This window comes from Paracoccus marcusii (assembly GCF_006151785.1).
Lineage (GTDB): Bacteria > Pseudomonadota > Alphaproteobacteria > Rhodobacterales > Rhodobacteraceae > Paracoccus > Paracoccus marcusii.
Window position 1 is genome coordinate 1 of record NZ_VDDD01000087.1, and the last position, 15,202, is coordinate 15,202.

Below are 15,202 nucleotides of genomic sequence, written 5' to 3' on the forward strand. Positions count from 1 at the left end.
CCACGTCCTGGGCCGCGATGTCGACGCGGCGGCGCGCATCTTCCAGCACGCCCTGGGCGTCGGCGCGTTCGGCCTGGCTGCTGTCCAGCGCCGCCTGTGCGGCGGACGGGTCGATGCGCGCCAGCAGCTGGCCCGCGACGACCGTGCCGCCCTCCTGCAAGGCGGGGTCCAGCTGGACGATGCGGCCCCCGGCACCCGCGCGCAGTTGCAGATTGCGTCGCGACAGGACCTGGCCGAACACCTGCATCTGCGGCTGGACCACCCCCGGCGCAACCGTGACCAGCCGCGCGGCATAGACCTGTTCGGCAGGGGCGCGCACCGCGGGTCCGTCCCCGTCCGGCGTCACCGCACGCCACAGGATTCCCGCGGCCAGCATCAGCAGGGCCAGCGTCAGGAAGGTCAGGAACAGCCCCAGAAGGCTGCGGGACAGGAAACGCATGCGGATGGTCCATCTATGGGATGGCCGGGATAGCGCATGATGGGCAAACGAAACCTAAACGAAAAGCGATTCCAGCCGCGCCTGCAGCGACAGAAGGTCCGCCCAGGCCTCGCGCTTGGCGGCGGGGTTGCGCAGCAGATAGGACGGGTGCGTCATGGGCAGCGCGGGCCGCCCGAACGCCTGCACCCACTGGCCGCGCAGGCGCAGGATGCCGCGTTTCTCGATCGCCGCCTGACAGGCAATGTTGCCCATCAGCACGATCAAGTCCGGCGCCACCAGGTCGACATGGCGGCGCAGGAACGGCAGGCTCACGGCAATTTCATCGGGCTCGGGGTCGCGGTTGCCGGGCGGGCGCCATGTCAGGACGTTCGTGACATAGAAGGCGCGTTCCGCATCGACCCCGTCGCGCGACAGCTCGATGGCCGCGAACATGCGGTCCAGCATCTGTCCCGCGCGCCCCACGAAGGGGCGGCCCTGCCGGTCCTCCTCGTCGCCCGGCGCCTCTCCAAGGATCAGGACGCGGGCCTTGGGGTTGCCATCGGCAAAGCAGAAATTGCGGGCGCCCTTCTTCAGCTCGATCCCGTCAAACCCCTGCTGGGCCTCGGCCAGCGCGGCCAGGGTGCCGGCCCCGTCGGCCAGTGCCTGCGCCAACACCACGCGGCTGGCCAGATCGTGGTCGGCGGGCGGCGGCGGGGCCTGGGGCACAGGAGCCGCGGGCGCCACGCGGGTCGGCAGGTCGAACCGGTCCACCGGCGCATCCAGCATGGGCACGTCGCAGCCCATCTCCAGCTGCCAGTCCAGCAGCGCCAGCGCGCTGTCCCCGTCCAGCGTGATTCCCCGATATGTGGCCTGATCGTTCATCGCCGCACGCTAGGGCCGCGGACCGCCCTAGTCCACCACCAGCATGTAACCGGTGCCCCGCACCGTCTGCAGGAACCGCGGCTCGCGCGGGTCGGGCTCGATCTTGCGGCGCAGGCGGGTGATCTGGACGTCGATGGCGCGCTCTCCGTTCTCGTCCTCGCCGCCGCCCCGGCCCAGGTCGTCGATCAGGTCGGCGCGGCTGACCGGCTGGCCCCGGCTGGCCGCAAGACGGCGCAGCAGCGCGGTTTCCGTGCCCGTCAGGCGCAGCGGCGCGTCGCCGTTCCACAACTCGCCCTTGTCCGTGTCATAGCGCAGCGCGCCAAGCGTCAGGTATTTCGGCTGCGCCACCTCGACCACCGGCACCCGGCGCAGGATCGCACCGATGCGCAGCAGCAGTTCGCGCGGCTCGAAGGGCTTGGGCAGGTAGTCGTCGGCGCCGCTTTCCAGCCCGCTGATCCGGTCCTCGGTCTCGCCCTTGGCGGTCAGCAGCAGGATCGGCGTGTCGATCCGCTCGCGCAGCGCCCGCGTCAGGGCCAGGCCGTCCTCTCCGGGCATCATCACGTCCATGACGATCAGATCGAACTCCAGCCCCGCCAGCAGGCGGCGCGCCTGGACCGCGTCACGGGCCATGGTGACCATGTATCCGTTCTTGCGCAGGAACCGCCCCAGCAGCGCGCGGATGCGTTCGTCGTCGTCGACGATCAGCAGGTGGCAGTCGGTATGCGTCATGGCGGCCTCAGCGGTCTTCGGGAAGATCCTTCAGCGCCTGATACTGCGCCCGGGTCTCGGGGTCCATCATCGCTTCCAGAACCTGGCGGAACCCCGACACGGCCTGGGGCCCGGCATTGCGATAGGCGGCGCGCATCCGTGCCCGCTGCGCCTCGGACAGGCGGCGTTCCAGGGCGGTGCCCTTGGCCGTCAGGTGCAGCTGGCGTTCGCGCCGGTCGCGGCGGCCGATGCGGCTGTCGACCAGCCCGTCCTCGATCAGGGTGCGCAGCACGCGGTTCAGCGACTGCTTGGTCACGCCCAGCACCGCCAGCAGCGAGGTGACCGTCAGCCCCGGATCGCGGTTGACGAAATGCAGCGCGCGGTGATGGGCGCGGCCGTAATCCAGCTCGGCCAGGATCAGGTCCGGATCGGCGGTGAAGGCGCGATAGGCAAAGAACATCGCCTCGATCCCGCGGCGCAGCTGGTCGTCGGTCAGGAACAGCAGGTCCTCGCCCATCATCGCCTGGATCCGCGCTTTTTCCTGCATCTGCACCCTCTGTTCGTCACCTGCCCCGGATATGGCAGCGTTGTTGACTTTCTAATCCGTGATTGCTAGCCGTCAAGCATCTTGCGTAACAAACATGCCAAATCCGCCCTGACAGGCGCAAGAATCGAAAAACCGGGCGGCGGATGGAGACATATGATGCTGGCTTACGACGATCGCGACGGCAAGATCTGGATGGACGGGGACCTGGTGGACTGGCGCGACGCCAAGGTACACATCCTGACCCATGCGATGCACTATGCCAGCTCGGTCTTCGAGGGTGAGCGGTGCTATGACGGCAAGATCTTCAAGGGTCACGAACATTCGCTGCGCCTGATCGAATCGGGCCGCCTGCTGGACATGCCGATCCCCTATTCTGCCGAGGAGATCGACGCCGCCAAGGAGGCCGTGCTGAAAGCCAACGGCTTCGAGAACGCCTATGTCCGCGTCGTCGCATGGCGCGGGTCGGGGCCGGACATGGGCGTATCTGCGGCGCGCAACCCGGTCCGCATGGCCGTCGCGGCCTGGGAATGGGGCAGCTATTACGGCGACGCGAAGTGGCAGGGGGCGAAACTGGACGTGGCCAAATGGAAACGCCCCAGCCCCGAGACCATCCCCACCGCCGCCAAGGCCGCGGGCCTCTACATGATCTGCACCATGTCCAAGCACGCGGCCGAGGCCAAGGGCTGTTCGGACGCACTGTTCATGGACTGGGAGGGTTACGTGGCCGAGGCGACCGGCGCCAACATCTTCTTCGTCAAGGACGGAGAGGTCCACACGCCGCTGGCCGATCGCTTCCTGAACGGCATCACCCGTCAGACCATCGTGCAGATGCTGAAGGACAAGGGCTATACGGTCCACGAACGCCGCATCACGCCCGACGAGCTGGAGGGGTTCCAGGAATGCTGGCTGACCGGCACCGCGGCCGAAGTTACGCCCGTGGGCCAGATCGGCGACTGGCATTTCCAGGTGGGCCAGATCACCCGCGACGTGGCCGAAAGCTATGAGGCGCTGGTCCGCGCCTGAGGCCTGAATGCGGGACCGCCCCAGCGGGCGGTCCTCCTCGGGGTCACTTCAGGTGACCCCGCGCGATGCGGGCGTATTCGGCGGCCTTGCGGCTGTCCTCGGCCCGGGCGTGGGGGCGCGCGTGCAGGGCGCGGATGGCGCCGTGCATCCCGCCCTCGCGGTCCAGGCGCAGGAATTCGCGCAGGCGCGCCGCCCCCTGCATCCGCGGCTTGTCGGCATGATGTCTGGTCATGGTCAGCCCTCCCGTGGGTGTCACCCCCTGGACTATAGGGCCGATCCGGTCCGATTTGAACAGTGTTGTTCGAAAGGCAGGCTCAGGCGGCCTTGATCCCCTGTGCCGCCGACAGGACCGCGTGCAGCGCGACGGGGTCGTCATTGGCGCGCAGCTTGGCGCGCAGGTCCTGATCGCGCAGCGTGCGCGACACCAGCGCCAGCGCCTTGAGGTGGTCAACGCCGCTGCTTTCGGGGGCCAGCAGCGCAAAGATCAGGTCGACCGGCTGGCGGTCCACCGCGTCGAAATCCAGCGGCTTGTCCAGCCGCAGGAACAGCCCCGCGACCTTGTCCAGCCCGTGCAGCCGCGCATGCGGCAGCGCCACGCCCTGCCCCACCCCGGTCGGCCCCAGGCTTTCGCGTTCCTGCAGCGCGTCCAGCACCTCGGAGGCATTCAGCCCGTATTCCGCATGGGCCAGATCGGCCAGCTCTTGGAACAGCCGCTTCTTCGAGGTGACCTGTCCCAAGGAACGGACCGCCCCGGGCCGGAGGATTTCAGCAAGTTGCATGGCGCCTTTGTCTTTCCCAAGCTGTCCGCCCCCCGGACATAGCTGTCAGGGGGGCGGCATCCAGTGCGGCCGTCGTCCCGCGTCGTTTGGACGCGGACGTGCGGTCAGCCGTTTCCGCGCGGATCGATCCAACCGACGTTGCCGTCGTCGCGGCGGTGGACGACATTGACGCCGCCGTGTTTCTCGTTGCGGAACACCAGCAGAGGGGTGCCCGACAGTTCCATCTGCATCACCGCATCGCCGACCGACAGGGTGGGCACGCGGCTTTGCATTTCGGCGATGATGATCGGCTGCAGGCTGTCATCCTGCGATTCCCACGCATCCTCGTCGGCGGCCAGCACATAGCTGCCTGCCTCGCCGAAGACAACCGGTTCGGGCCGTTCCTTGTGGTGGTCCTTCAGGCGGCGCTTGTAGCGGCGCAGCTGCTTGTCCATCTTCTCGCGGCAGGCCTCGAAGGCGGCATAGATGTCGGTATCCGTCCCGCGCGCGGCCACGTTCAGGCCAGTGGACAGGTGCACGACCGAATCGCACATGAACTGATGCGCGTCCTTGGAAAAGGTCACCGCCACATCGGTCGGACGCTGAGAGTACTTCTCGATCGTAGCGCCCAGTTCGGTCTTTACATGCGTGCTGAGGGCATCACCCACATCGATGTGTTTTCCGCTGATGGTATAGCGCATCGTCACTCCTCTCCGGTTGCCCGTCGTCGCGGCGCCTGCCCGCCACTGGTGCCGGCAAGGGCGCGAACGGGTTGAACGGGGCGGCATCTCCGCACCCGCATATCTCAATTTGGTGACAGCGCGCGCCGACTGTCAACGGCCCACACGGGGGCGTGACCCTGAATCGGATTTCCGCGCGCTCAGGACAGCGAGAAGCTGTCGCCCAGATAGACCTCGCGCACGCGCGGATCGGCCACGATCTGGTCGGTCGTGCCCGACATCAGCACATGCCCGTCATGCAGGATATAGGCCCGGTCGACGATGCCCAGGGTCTCGCGCACGTTGTGATCGGTGATCAGGACGCCGATCCCGCGCGACTTCAGCGCATGGACCAGGGTGCGGATCTCGCCCACGGCGATGGGGTCGACGCCCGCAAAGGGTTCGTCCAGCAGCAGGAAGCCCGGATCGGACGCCAAGCAGCGGGCGATCTCGGCCCGCCTGCGTTCGCCGCCCGACAGGGCCAGCGCCGGCGCCCCGCGCAGATGCGTGATCGAGAAATCGGCCAGCAGCTCCTCCAGCCGGTCGCGCCTGTGGCGGGGGTCGTCGACTGCCACCTCCAGCACCGCCATGATGTTCTGCTCGACCGTCAGGCCGCGAAAGATCGACATCTCCTGCGGCAGATAGCCGATGCCCATGCGCGCGCGGCGGAACATCGGCAGGCGCGTAACATCGCGCCCGTCGATCAGCACCTGCCCGGCATCGGCCGTGACCAGCCCCGCGATGCAGTAGAAGCACGTCGTCTTGCCCGACCCGTTCGGGCCCAGCAGGGCCACGACCTCTCCGCGCTGCAGGCTGACGGACACGTCGCGGATCACGGGGCGGTTGCGATAGGACTTGCGCAGGCCACGCACGTCCAGCCCGGAACGGTCGGTCATCAGTTGGACCCCGGCTGCAGGACGGACCGCACGCGCCCCTGGACCTGCGCCGCGCCCGTCGCCAGGTCGACCGTCATGCGCTCTCCGGCCAGCACGTTGCCCCCCTGGGTCAGCAGCACGTCCCCGGTCAGCAGGACCGACCCCGCGGCGACGTCATAGACCGCCTCGGCGGCCTCGGCCGCGTCCTCCCCAGACACCAGGGTCACGTTGCCGGTCGCGGTCAGGCTGTCGATGCGCTGCTGGTCGCCGGATGCGTATTGCACGGCGACGCGGTCCGCCGACAGGCGCATCTCTCCCTGACCGATGACCACGTTGCCGGTGAACAGCGCGGTGCCGTCGGCCTGGTTGACGTCCAGATTGTCGGCCGACACCTCGACCGGGGCCGAGGTGTCGGCCTGCATCCCCCCGAAGGTGGTCTGCGCCAGGGCGGGCTGCGGCGCGGCCAGCGCCAGCGCGATCAGCAGGGGGCGAAGGGTCATCGGGTCCTCGATAGGGCTTCGGGCGGAAAGCGGCCCGGTGTCAGGGTTGGTATATCAGACGCACGCCGTCCGAGAAATTCAAGACTGCGGCCCCGCCGCCCGCCGAATCGCCCGCAGCGGCCCCGGCATCGGCATCGGTCGCAGCAGGGGCCAGCCGCATGCGGCCCGCGGTGATGCGGCCAAAGGGCGCCTGCGCCTCGACCCCGCGGTCGGCCTGGAGGACCGACGTATCGGTCCGCGCGTCGATCTGCGGCGTGTCCAGCTGCCAGCCGCTGCTGGTGGTCATGCGCACGCCGCCCTCCAGCCGCACCAGCCCGTCCAGCAACCCGCCCTGCGGCGCGGTCAGCTCGGCACGCAGCCCGTCGGGGCGCAGCCAATCCAGCGCCACGTCCCCCGCGGCCCCGCCGGACCCGCCCGGCGTGACCTGCGCCGCGCGCAGGGTCAGCTGCGCCCCGTCGCCGGTCACCCCACTGTATTCGGGCGCGACGATGCGGTTGTCACGCGCCGCGGCCTGGGCATCGACCTCGGCATAGGGAATGCGCGATTCCACGTCAGAGCCGCGGCTGAACAGGAACATCGTCGACAGCATCGCCAGCGCCACCAGCGGCAGCAGCACGCGCAGCCAGCGGACGATGCGGGTCCGCGACATGGTCAGACCAGCCCCGCACGCAGGCAGTCGTGGATGTGCAGGATGCCGCGGGGGCGCCCGTCCTCGACCGCGAACAGGCAGGTGATCTTGCGCTCCTGCATCTGCGCCAGGGCGGCCTCGGCCAGGGCGCCGGGCGCGATGGTGCGCGGGGCGGGCGTCATCACGGAGCGCGCGTCCAGGTCCAGCAGGCCCTGCATGTGGCGGCGCAGGTCGCCGTCGGTGATGATCCCCGCCAGCAGACCGTCCCCGTCCACGACCCCGGTCACGCCATAGCCCTTCTGGCTGATCACCAGCAGCGCCTCGGACATGGGGGCATCCAGCCCGACCAGCGGCAGGTCGGTGTGCATCAGATCGCCCACCTTCGCCAGCAGCGCGCCCAGCTTGCCGCCGGGATGGAAGGTGCGGAAATGTTCCGGCGTGAACCTGCGATGCTCCATCAGCGCGATGGCCAGCGCATCCCCCAAGGCCAGCGTCATCGTGGTCGACGTCGTGGGCACGATCCCGTTGCCGCAGGCCTCCTGTGCGGCGGGCAGCACCAGCCCCAGGTCCGCCTGCCGCATCAGCGTCGATTGCGGCCGCGCCGCAACCCCGATCAGCGGGATCGAGAACCGCCGCGTATGCGCGATCAGGTCGGCCAGCTCGGGCGTCTCGCCGCTGTTGGACAGGACCAGCGCCAGGTCGGATTCGGTGACCATGCCCAGATCGCCGTGGCTGGCCTCGGCCGGGTGCACGAACTGCGCGGGCGTCCCGGTGGAGGCGAAGGTCGCCGCGATCTTGCGGCCCACATGGCCCGACTTGCCCATGCCCGACACGACCACCCGGCCGCGCACCGCCAGGATCATCTCGACCGCGCGCGAGAACTCGTGGCCCAGACCCGCCGACAGGGCCTCCAGCCCTGCGATCTCGACCCCGATCACCCGTCGCGCCGTCTCGATGTAATCCGCCACGCCCTGCCCTTCTTCTTTGTCCAAATACCCGTTGCCCGCTCAGTGGCGAAAGATGTCGCCCTCTTCGCCCCAGCCCAGCAGGTCCAGATGGGCACGCGCGGGCAGAAAGTCAAAGCAGGCCTGCGCCAGACCCAGCCTGTTCTCGCGCTTCAGCCGCTCCTCTAGGGCATCCTTAAGCTTGTGCAGGTGCAATACGTCCGACGCGGCATATTCCAGCTGCGCGTCCGACAGGTCGGCCGCGCCCCAGTCGCTGGTCTGCTGCTGCTTGCTGACATCGACGCCCACCAGCTCCTGCAGCAGGTATTTCAGCCCGTGCCGGTCTGTAAACGTCCGCACCAGCCGCGAGGCGATCTTGGTGCACCAGACGGGCGAGGTGACCACCCCAAACGCGTTCTCCAGCGCGGCGATGTCGAAACGGCCGAAATGGAACAGCTTGACCACCTTGGGGTCGGTCAGCAGCTTGGTCAGGTTCGGAGCCTCGGTCTGGCCCCGGTCGATCTGGACCAGATGCGCCTCGCCGTCGCCGGACGACAGCTGCACCAGGCACAGCCGGTCGCGGCGCGGGTCAAGGCCCATCGTCTCGGTGTCGATGGCCACGACCGGGCCCAGCACCAGATCGTCGGGAAGGTCGTTCGGGTACAGATGGATGCTCATCGCCGGTCCTGCCTGAATTGCGCGCCGCCCGGCCCGTCCCCGGACCCGCGGCTTGGCGCCCCTTCGACCAGAAACCGGCCCGCCAATCCAGCGAAAATCGCGTGACCGGTCAGGCAGGGGGCGTCCAGGCCGGGGGCCCGGGCTCCTCGCGATGCGCAAACCGCATCAGGTGGCTTTCGATCACCGCGCGCAGACCCTCCAGCGATTCAGTATCCGCGGCTTCCAGCGTCAGGCGCAGGGACGCGTCCTGCGTCTCGATCCGGGCCACGCCCATCTCGAAGGTCAGCACCGCCAGGCGGTCGTCATGGGTCACCGGGATCTTGTGACCGAAATGCTTGGCCATCGTGCCGGTCAGCGCGGCGGCGCGGGCGGTGGGAAAATCGGCAGTCATGCGCATGGGATGTCCTTTCGCGAATGCCCCGCAGCTAGGATGCCAAAGTGATTGAGTCAACAATTCGCCGCGATATTCCGACAAAAAGACCCTGACATTCTTGCGCGGCGCGCGCGACGGCGCTAAGCCCGCCCTGCGTGCAGCCAGGATCCAGCCACCACGCGCAACCTTGATCGAAAGGAACGCCATGCGCCGCATCGCATCGCCCGCCCTGTTGGCCACCGCCCTGATGACCGCGCCGGTCGCGGCCCTGGCCCAGGTCACCGTCGATACCGCCCAGGGTCCCGTGACCCTGCAGGACAATCCCGACAACGTCGCGGTCTATGATATGGCCGCGCTGGACACGATCACCGCCCTGGGCGTGACGCCCGCGGGCAGCATCGACAACATCCTGGTCCCCGCCCTGCGCGATGCGGCGGCGGGCGCCACCCCCGTCGGCACCCTGTTCGAACCCGATCTGGAGGCGCTGGCGGGGCTGGCGCCCGACCTGGTGATCGTCGGCGGCCGCTCCTCGACCCAGCTGGCGGCGGTGTCGCAGGTGGCGCCGGCCATCGACATGACCTTCGGCCCGGATCTTCTGGCCGATGCCCGCGCCCGGATCGACGCCTATGGCGCGCTGTTCGCCAAGACCGCCCAGGCCGAGGAAATGACCGCCACCCTGGACGCCAGGCTGGCCGACCTGCGTGCCGCCGCCGATGGCCAGGGCACCGCGCTGATCGTGATGACCAACGGCTCCAAGATGTCCGCCTATGGCGCCGGGTCGCGCTTCGGCTGGATCTTCGACGCGACCGGGCTGGAGGAGGCCGTGCCGGGCCTGGACGACGCCACCCACGGCCAGGCGATCAGCCATGAATTCGTCGCCCAGGCCGATCCCGACTGGCTGCTGGTCGTCGATCGCGGCGCCGCCATCGGCGAGGACGGCCAGGGCGCGATGGAGACGCTGCGCTCGGACCTGGTGGCGGGCACGACCGCCTGGCAGCAGGATCAGGTGATCCGGCTGGACCCGGCGGCGGCCTATATCTCGGCCGGGGGCTACGCCTCGACCATGGCGGTGCTGGACCAGCTGACGCAGGCCTTCGCGGACTGATGCGCCCCTTGCCCGCCCTGGCATCGGCGCTGGTCGCGCTGATGCTGGCCAGCCTGACGGTCGGCGCCGCCGACATCCGCGTGACGGACGCCTTTCGCGATCCGCAGGCCATGCTGGTCCTGCTGGAATCGCGCCTGCCGCGCACGCTGTCGGTGGTGCTGACCGGGGCCGCGCTGTCGGTGGCGGGGGTGCTGATCCAGGCGCTGGTCAGGAACCGCTTCGTCGGCCCCGACACGTCGGGCACGGCCGAGGGCGCGGCGCTTGGCCTTCTGGCCATCACCATCCTGTGGCCGACCAGCCCCCTGTGGCTGCGCATGGTCGCGGCCAGCCTGTCGGCCATGGTCACCACCGCGCTGTTTCTGGCCGTGATCCGCCGCCTGCCCGTGCGCGAGGTGATGCTGGTCCCCATCGCGGGGCTGGTCCTGTCTGGTGTGCTGGGCTCGGTCGTGACCTTCGTGGGCTGGCAGAGCGACCTGATGCAATATGTCGGCACCTGGCTGTTCAGCGGCGAATTCTCGGGCGTGATCTCGGGGCGCTATGAACTGCTGTGGATCGCGGGGGCGGCGGCGGGGCTGGTCTGGTTCTCGGCCGACCGCTTCGCGATCCTGGGCCTGGGCGATCAGGTGGCGACGGGGCTGGGCCTGTCGTCGACGGCGGTGATGCGGTTGGGCCTGGCGGTGGTGTCGGTGGTGACGGCGATGGTGGTGACCACGGTGGGGATGATCCCCTTCGTGGGGCTGGTCGTGCCGAACCTGGTGGCGCGGATCATGGGCGACAACCTGCGCGCCTCCCTGCCGGTGGTGGCACTGGCCGGGGCGGTGCTGGTCCTGGGCTGCGATCTGGCCGGGCGGCTGGTCATCCACCCCTATGAAGTCCCCGCGGGCACCATCCTGGGCGTTCTGGGCGCGCTGTTGTTCCTGTGGCTGCTGCATCGGCGGCCCGCTCGGTCGAAGCCCGCCCATGGATAGGCGCGCGCGGATCATGCTGGGCGGGATGGCGCTGCTGCTGGCGGCACTGTCGGCGGTCTGGATGCTGCAGGGGCTGGGCGGCGGCAATCGCGGCTTCATCCTGGGCCTGCGCGCAACCAAGCTGGCGGCGCTGGTCACCGTGGCCACCGCTATCGGCGTCGCCACGATCCTGTTCCAGACGGTCGCCGCGAACCGGGTGCTGACACCGTCGATCATGGGGTTCGACGCGCTTTACGTGCTGCTGCAGACGGCGCTGGTCGTGGCCTTGGGCGGCGCGGGCCTGACCGGCCTTCCCGCAGGCCCGAAATTCCTGGCCGAGATCGCGGTGATGACCGCCCTGGCAGCCCTGCTGTTCGGCACACTGCTGCTGCGCGGCGCGCGGGACCTGCCACGAATGATCCTGACCGGGGTGATCTTGGGCGTGCTGTTCCGGTCGCTGTCGGGATTTCTGGGCCGCATTCTGGACCCCAACGCATTCGCCGTGGTGCAGTCGGTCAGCTTTGCCAGCTTCAACCGGGTCGATGCCACGCTGCTGCCTTGGGCGGCGGCGATCACCGCGGTGGCGGTGCTGGTCGCGTGGCGGCTGTCGGCGCAGCTGGACGTGCTGGCGCTTGGACGCGATCCGGCGGTGTCACTGGGGCTGGCCCACCGCGGCATGGTGCTGGGCGTGCTGGGGCTGGTGGCGGTGCTGGTCTCGGTCTCGACCGCGCTGGTCGGGCCGGTGGCCTTCTTCGGGCTGATCGTGGCGGGGCTGGCGCATGGACTGATGCGGACCGCGCGCCACGCCGTCCTGCTGCCCGCGTCGGCGCTGTCGGCGGCGATCCTGCTGGTGGGGGGACAGTGGCTGTTCGAACGCCAGCTGGGCCAGGCCGCTACCCTGTCGGTCGTCGTGGAATTCGCGGGCGGGCTGTTCTTCCTCTATCTGCTGCTGAAGGGGCGCATCCGATGATCCAGATCGAAGGGGTCTGCCACGCGATCGCCGGCACGCCGATCCTGCACGACATCACGACGACCCTGCCCAAGGGTCGGCTGACGGCGCTGATCGGCCCGAACGGGGCGGGCAAGTCGACGCTACTACGCCTGATCGGCCGGCTGGAGCCGCTGCAGCGGGGCCGGGTCACCGTGGCCGGCCACGACGTGACCACGACGCCGACCGACCGGCTGGCGCAGGTCATGGCGATCCTGGGCCAGCAGACCGCCATCGCCAGCCGCCTGCGCCTGTCCGAGCTGGTGGCCTTCGGCCGCTGGCCGCATCACAAGGGCCGCCCGGGTCCGCAGGATCACGCGCTGGTCTGGCTGGCGCTGAAGACCTTTGCCCTGACCGATCTGGCCGACCGGTTCCTGGACGAGGTGTCGGGCGGTCAGGCGCAGCGCGCGCATATCGCGATGGCCTGGGCGCAGGATACCGACTGGCTGCTTCTGGACGAGCCGCTGAACAACCTGGACATGGCCCATGCCCGCGCCCTGATGGGCCGGCTGCGAGGGCTGGTCGATCAGGGCGGGCGCAGCGTGGCGATGGTGGTGCACGAGATCAACTATGCCGCGGCCTGGGCCGATCACGTGATCGCCATGAAGGACGGCCGCGTGGCCGCCGAAGGCACCCCGGCCGAGGTGCTGACCGAGGCGGTGTTGTCGGACCTCTACGACGCGCCCATCCGCGTCGGCGCGCATCAGGGCCGCCCGCTGGTCCTGCACCACGTCTGACGCGCCGCTGCCGGGCCTGCAGCCCGGCGGAGCCCCGGGGGGCTGCACCCCCCGGACCCCCCGCACCCGCCAAGGCATCGCATGGAGTTGCCCCTTCGGCACCGTACCGCGGGGGCGCAGCCCCCGGCGCAAGACGCCCCTTCGATGGGGGCGGCTTGCGCGACCCTGCGGTCAGCGGACGTCCAGACGGATCGGCAACGTGAACGAATAGATCGGATCGGTCAGCGCTGCAGGAGCTGCGGGACAGCGACCTGCGCGCTGCGCGGCGGTCAGCGCCGCCTGGTCCACGTTCGGGCTTCCCGACGATCCGGCGATGCCAACACCCTGGATGGCACCGCTGCGCGAGACCGTCAGCGCCAGATTGACCCGCCCCCCCTGACGAACGTTCCGGGGCAGCGATGCGCGCCGCTGGATGCAGGCCCCGACCTGCGCGCCCCAAAGCGATGCGGCATCGGCCGCAGCCTGCCGTGAGGCCCCGCCGCCCTGGGCATTGCCCGCCGGGCGACTGGTCTCGGCCTGACCGCGCTGCCCGGCGGCCTGTGCCGCCTGCCGGCGTTGCGGTTCGGGCTGACGCTCTGCCGCCGGTTCCGGGTCGCGGCGCGGTTCGGGTTCGGGTTGCGGCTCGGGACGCCGCTGCGGGCGGGTCGAGCTGTCCAGAGCCAGCGCCGTCCGGACCGGAATGTCGGGGGGCGCGAACTGCTGGAAATCGGGCAGGTCCAGCGTCGCCGGGTCGATGGGTTCGACCACCTGATCGGGTTCGGGCTCGGCCTGGGGTTCGGGCTGCGGCTCCTCAGGCAAAGGCTCCTCCTCGGCCTCGACTTCGGGACGGGCGTCCGAGCCGGCGGCAGCCTCCGCGCCTTGGGGCATGTCGGCAGCAGGCGGCATCGCCGGGGCAAGGTCGACGAAGACCGCATCGGGTAGGCCCGGCGGGGCGCCTGCATCCGCGCGCCCCATGATCCAGATCCCCGCCCCCACATGCGCCGCCAGCACCAGGACCGAGGCACCCGCCCACAGCCCCCCTTCGCCCAGCATGCGCAGGGCGCGACCGCTCATGGCGCGGCACCCGCGGCAGGCACGGCCGGGACCTCGGGCGGGGCCTGCACGGCGTCCAGCCCCACCAGGGCGATCTTCAGATAACCGGTGTCGCGCAGCGTGTTCATCACCCCCATCAGGTCGCCATAGGCCACCGCACGGTCTGCGCGTAGGAAGATGCGCTGTTCGCGGTCGCCGCCTGTCGCCGCGGTCAGGGCCGCGGCCAGCGCGCCGGGGGCCACGTTGTCATCGCCCACGGCCAGGCTCAGATCGGGCCTGACGCTGACATAGACGGGCTGCTCGGGGCGTTCGGCCTGGGTCGCGTTCGACACCGGCAGATCGACGTTCACGTCGACGGTCGCCAGGGGCGCGGCCACCATGAAGATGATCAGCAGCACCAGCATCACGTCGATGAAGGGCGTGACGTTGATCTCGTGGTTGTCGGCCAGGTCGTCGGTGTCGCGGATGCCTCCGGCCATGGCCTAGACCCCCGCCGCAGGGCCGCGGCCGCGAAAGTCCAGATCGCGGCTGACCATCTGCTGGACCCCCGCCGCGGCATGGCCGAGACGCATCCGGTAGCCGGTGACGGCGCGGGCAAAGACGTTGTAGATCACCACCGCGGGGATCGCCGCGACCAGGCCGATGGCGGTGGCAAGCAGTGCCTCGGCGATGCCCGGCGCCACGACGGCCAGGTTGGTCGTCTGCGATTCGGAAATGCCGATGAAGCTGTTCATGATCCCCCAGACGGTGCCGAACAGACCCACGAAGGGGGCGGTCGACCCGATGGTGGCCAGCACCCCCGTGCCCCGTGCCATGCGGCGACCGGCGGCGACCTCGAGCCGGTCCAGCTGGGAGGCGACGCGCTCTTTGATGCCGTGATCGCCCGCCTGCGCCAGGGCCGGTTCGGACCGGCGGTATTCCTCGGCGGCAGAGCGGATCATGCGCGACACCGGATCGCGGCGGCGCCCGATCCCGGCCAGGGCGTCCGGCAGGGACGGCGCGGCCTGGATGCGCCGCGTGGCCGACGTGACCCGGCGCGAGGCGGCCCACAGCTCGATCAGCTTCACCAGAAGGATCGTCCAGGTGATGACCGACGCCACCGCCAGCCCGATCATGACCCCCTTCACGACCCAGTCCGCGGCCAGGAACATGCCCATCGGCGACAGGTCATGCGGCAGGCCGGGGTCGCGTTCGGCCACGACCGGCACCGGTTGCGCCGCATCGGCAGGGTCAGCAGGGGTCGCGGTCTGGCCCGGCGCGGCAGGTTGCGTCGGGGACGGGGCTTGCACGCCCGCCGCAGCGTCATCCGGGGTCGCGGCGTCGGGGACGGCCGCAGGGGC

20 protein-coding genes and 1 pseudogene are annotated in these 15,202 nt (G+C 69.9%); 5 read left to right on the forward strand and 16 right to left on the reverse strand.

What is annotated here, in order from left to right:
• The 4 genes and pseudogenes from FHD68_RS13145 to FHD68_RS13160 form a co-directional block, all read right to left on the reverse strand.
• A pseudogene (locus FHD68_RS13145) lies at nt 1-439 on the reverse strand (efflux RND transporter periplasmic adaptor subunit); the annotation flags it as partial.
• A 54-nt stretch (nt 440-493) separates the two neighbouring features.
• Nucleotides 494-1,300, reverse strand: a complete 807-nt coding sequence (locus tag FHD68_RS13150) for a uracil-DNA glycosylase (RefSeq protein ID WP_127897352.1) — start codon at nt 1,298-1,300, stop codon at nt 494-496.
• 27 nt (nt 1,301-1,327) lie between these two features.
• A complete protein-coding gene (locus FHD68_RS13155) occupies nt 1,328-2,029 on the reverse strand; it encodes a response regulator (protein WP_046001231.1) in 702 nt (233 codons plus the stop codon).
• A 7-nt stretch (nt 2,030-2,036) separates the two neighbouring features.
• A complete protein-coding gene (locus tag FHD68_RS13160; RefSeq protein ID WP_046001230.1) occupies nt 2,037-2,555 on the reverse strand; it encodes a MarR family winged helix-turn-helix transcriptional regulator in 519 nt (172 codons plus the stop codon).
• A gap of 156 nt (nt 2,556-2,711) precedes the next feature.
• Here FHD68_RS13160 and FHD68_RS13165 point away from each other — a divergent pair, with 156 nt between their 5' ends.
• Complete coding sequence (locus FHD68_RS13165; protein ID WP_371706154.1) at nt 2,712-3,578, forward strand: branched-chain amino acid aminotransferase; 867 nt, start codon at nt 2,712-2,714, stop codon at nt 3,576-3,578.
• A 43-nt stretch (nt 3,579-3,621) separates the two neighbouring features.
• Here FHD68_RS13165 and FHD68_RS13170 read toward each other — a convergent pair whose 3' ends face one another.
• The 9 genes from FHD68_RS13170 to FHD68_RS19030 all read right to left on the reverse strand — a co-directional run bounded on the left by FHD68_RS13170 (nt 3,622) and on the right by FHD68_RS19030 (nt 9,077).
• Nucleotides 3,622-3,810: a hypothetical protein gene (locus FHD68_RS13170; RefSeq protein WP_127897354.1), complete on the reverse strand. Its 189-nt coding sequence runs from the start codon at nt 3,808-3,810 to the stop codon at nt 3,622-3,624.
• Nucleotides 3,811-3,892: 82 nt separating this feature from the next.
• Nucleotides 3,893-4,357, reverse strand: a complete 465-nt coding sequence (locus tag FHD68_RS13175; RefSeq protein ID WP_046001228.1) for a PTS sugar transporter subunit IIA — start codon at nt 4,355-4,357, stop codon at nt 3,893-3,895.
• A gap of 104 nt (nt 4,358-4,461) precedes the next feature.
• A complete protein-coding gene (gene hpf / locus FHD68_RS13180) occupies nt 4,462-5,037 on the reverse strand; it encodes a ribosome hibernation-promoting factor, HPF/YfiA family (protein WP_139085964.1) in 576 nt (191 codons plus the stop codon).
• Between the two features lie 179 nt (nt 5,038-5,216).
• Nucleotides 5,217-5,951 (reverse strand): LPS export ABC transporter ATP-binding protein, encoded by a 735-nt coding sequence (lptB, locus tag FHD68_RS13185; RefSeq protein ID WP_127897355.1) that lies wholly within the window; start codon nt 5,949-5,951, stop codon nt 5,217-5,219.
• Complete coding sequence (lptA, locus tag FHD68_RS13190) at nt 5,951-6,430, reverse strand: lipopolysaccharide transport periplasmic protein LptA (protein WP_127897356.1); 480 nt, start codon at nt 6,428-6,430, stop codon at nt 5,951-5,953. The genes lptB and lptA overlap by 1 nt, the downstream gene beginning before the upstream one ends.
• Before the next feature lie 40 nt (nt 6,431-6,470).
• The gene (locus FHD68_RS13195) at nt 6,471-7,079 is read right to left on the reverse strand and encodes a hypothetical protein (RefSeq protein WP_127897357.1); all 609 of its coding nucleotides are present in this window, start codon (nt 7,077-7,079) and stop codon (nt 6,471-6,473) included.
• 2 nt (nt 7,080-7,081) lie between these two features.
• A complete protein-coding gene (locus FHD68_RS13200) occupies nt 7,082-8,026 on the reverse strand; it encodes a KpsF/GutQ family sugar-phosphate isomerase (protein ID WP_127897358.1) in 945 nt (314 codons plus the stop codon).
• A 39-nt stretch (nt 8,027-8,065) separates the two neighbouring features.
• Complete coding sequence (locus FHD68_RS13205) at nt 8,066-8,680, reverse strand: ribonuclease D (RefSeq protein ID WP_127897359.1); 615 nt, start codon at nt 8,678-8,680, stop codon at nt 8,066-8,068.
• A 109-nt stretch (nt 8,681-8,789) separates the two neighbouring features.
• Nucleotides 8,790-9,077 (reverse strand): DUF2218 domain-containing protein, encoded by a 288-nt coding sequence (locus FHD68_RS19030; RefSeq protein WP_164871360.1) that lies wholly within the window; start codon nt 9,075-9,077, stop codon nt 8,790-8,792.
• Nucleotides 9,078-9,258: 181 nt separating this feature from the next.
• Between FHD68_RS19030 and FHD68_RS13215 the strand changes: the two genes are divergently transcribed.
• The 4 genes from FHD68_RS13215 to FHD68_RS13230 are packed head-to-tail and all read left to right on the forward strand — an operon-like array spanning nt 9,259 to nt 12,830.
• Nucleotides 9,259-10,158 (forward strand): siderophore ABC transporter substrate-binding protein, encoded by a 900-nt coding sequence (locus FHD68_RS13215; protein ID WP_127897361.1) that lies wholly within the window; start codon nt 9,259-9,261, stop codon nt 10,156-10,158.
• On the forward strand, nt 10,158-11,126 hold the full coding sequence (locus FHD68_RS13220) for an ABC transporter permease (RefSeq protein WP_127897362.1): 969 nt from the start codon (nt 10,158-10,160) through the stop codon (nt 11,124-11,126). The genes FHD68_RS13215 and FHD68_RS13220 overlap by 1 nt, the downstream gene beginning before the upstream one ends.
• Nucleotides 11,119-12,075 carry an iron chelate uptake ABC transporter family permease subunit gene (locus FHD68_RS13225; RefSeq protein ID WP_127897363.1) on the forward strand — a complete coding sequence of 319 codons (957 nt, stop codon included), beginning with the start codon at nt 11,119-11,121 and terminating at the stop codon, nt 12,073-12,075. Before FHD68_RS13220 ends, FHD68_RS13225 begins: the two co-directional genes overlap by 8 nt.
• Nucleotides 12,072-12,830, forward strand: a complete 759-nt coding sequence (locus tag FHD68_RS13230) for an iron ABC transporter ATP-binding protein (RefSeq protein ID WP_127897364.1) — start codon at nt 12,072-12,074, stop codon at nt 12,828-12,830. The genes FHD68_RS13225 and FHD68_RS13230 overlap by 4 nt, the downstream gene beginning before the upstream one ends.
• A 171-nt stretch (nt 12,831-13,001) precedes the next feature.
• Here FHD68_RS13230 and FHD68_RS13235 read toward each other — a convergent pair whose 3' ends face one another.
• The 3 genes from FHD68_RS13235 to exbB form a co-directional block, all read right to left on the reverse strand.
• Nucleotides 13,002-13,883 carry an energy transducer TonB family protein gene (locus FHD68_RS13235; protein ID WP_127897365.1) on the reverse strand — a complete coding sequence of 294 codons (882 nt, stop codon included), beginning with the start codon at nt 13,881-13,883 and terminating at the stop codon, nt 13,002-13,004.
• A complete protein-coding gene (exbD, locus tag FHD68_RS13240; protein WP_127897366.1) occupies nt 13,880-14,341 on the reverse strand; it encodes a TonB system transport protein ExbD in 462 nt (153 codons plus the stop codon). The genes FHD68_RS13235 and exbD overlap by 4 nt, the downstream gene beginning before the upstream one ends.
• Before the next feature lie 3 nt (nt 14,342-14,344).
• Nucleotides 14,345-15,202 (reverse strand): tonB-system energizer ExbB (gene exbB, locus FHD68_RS13245; RefSeq protein WP_208863774.1); only part of this gene is annotated, 858 nt, incomplete at its 5' end.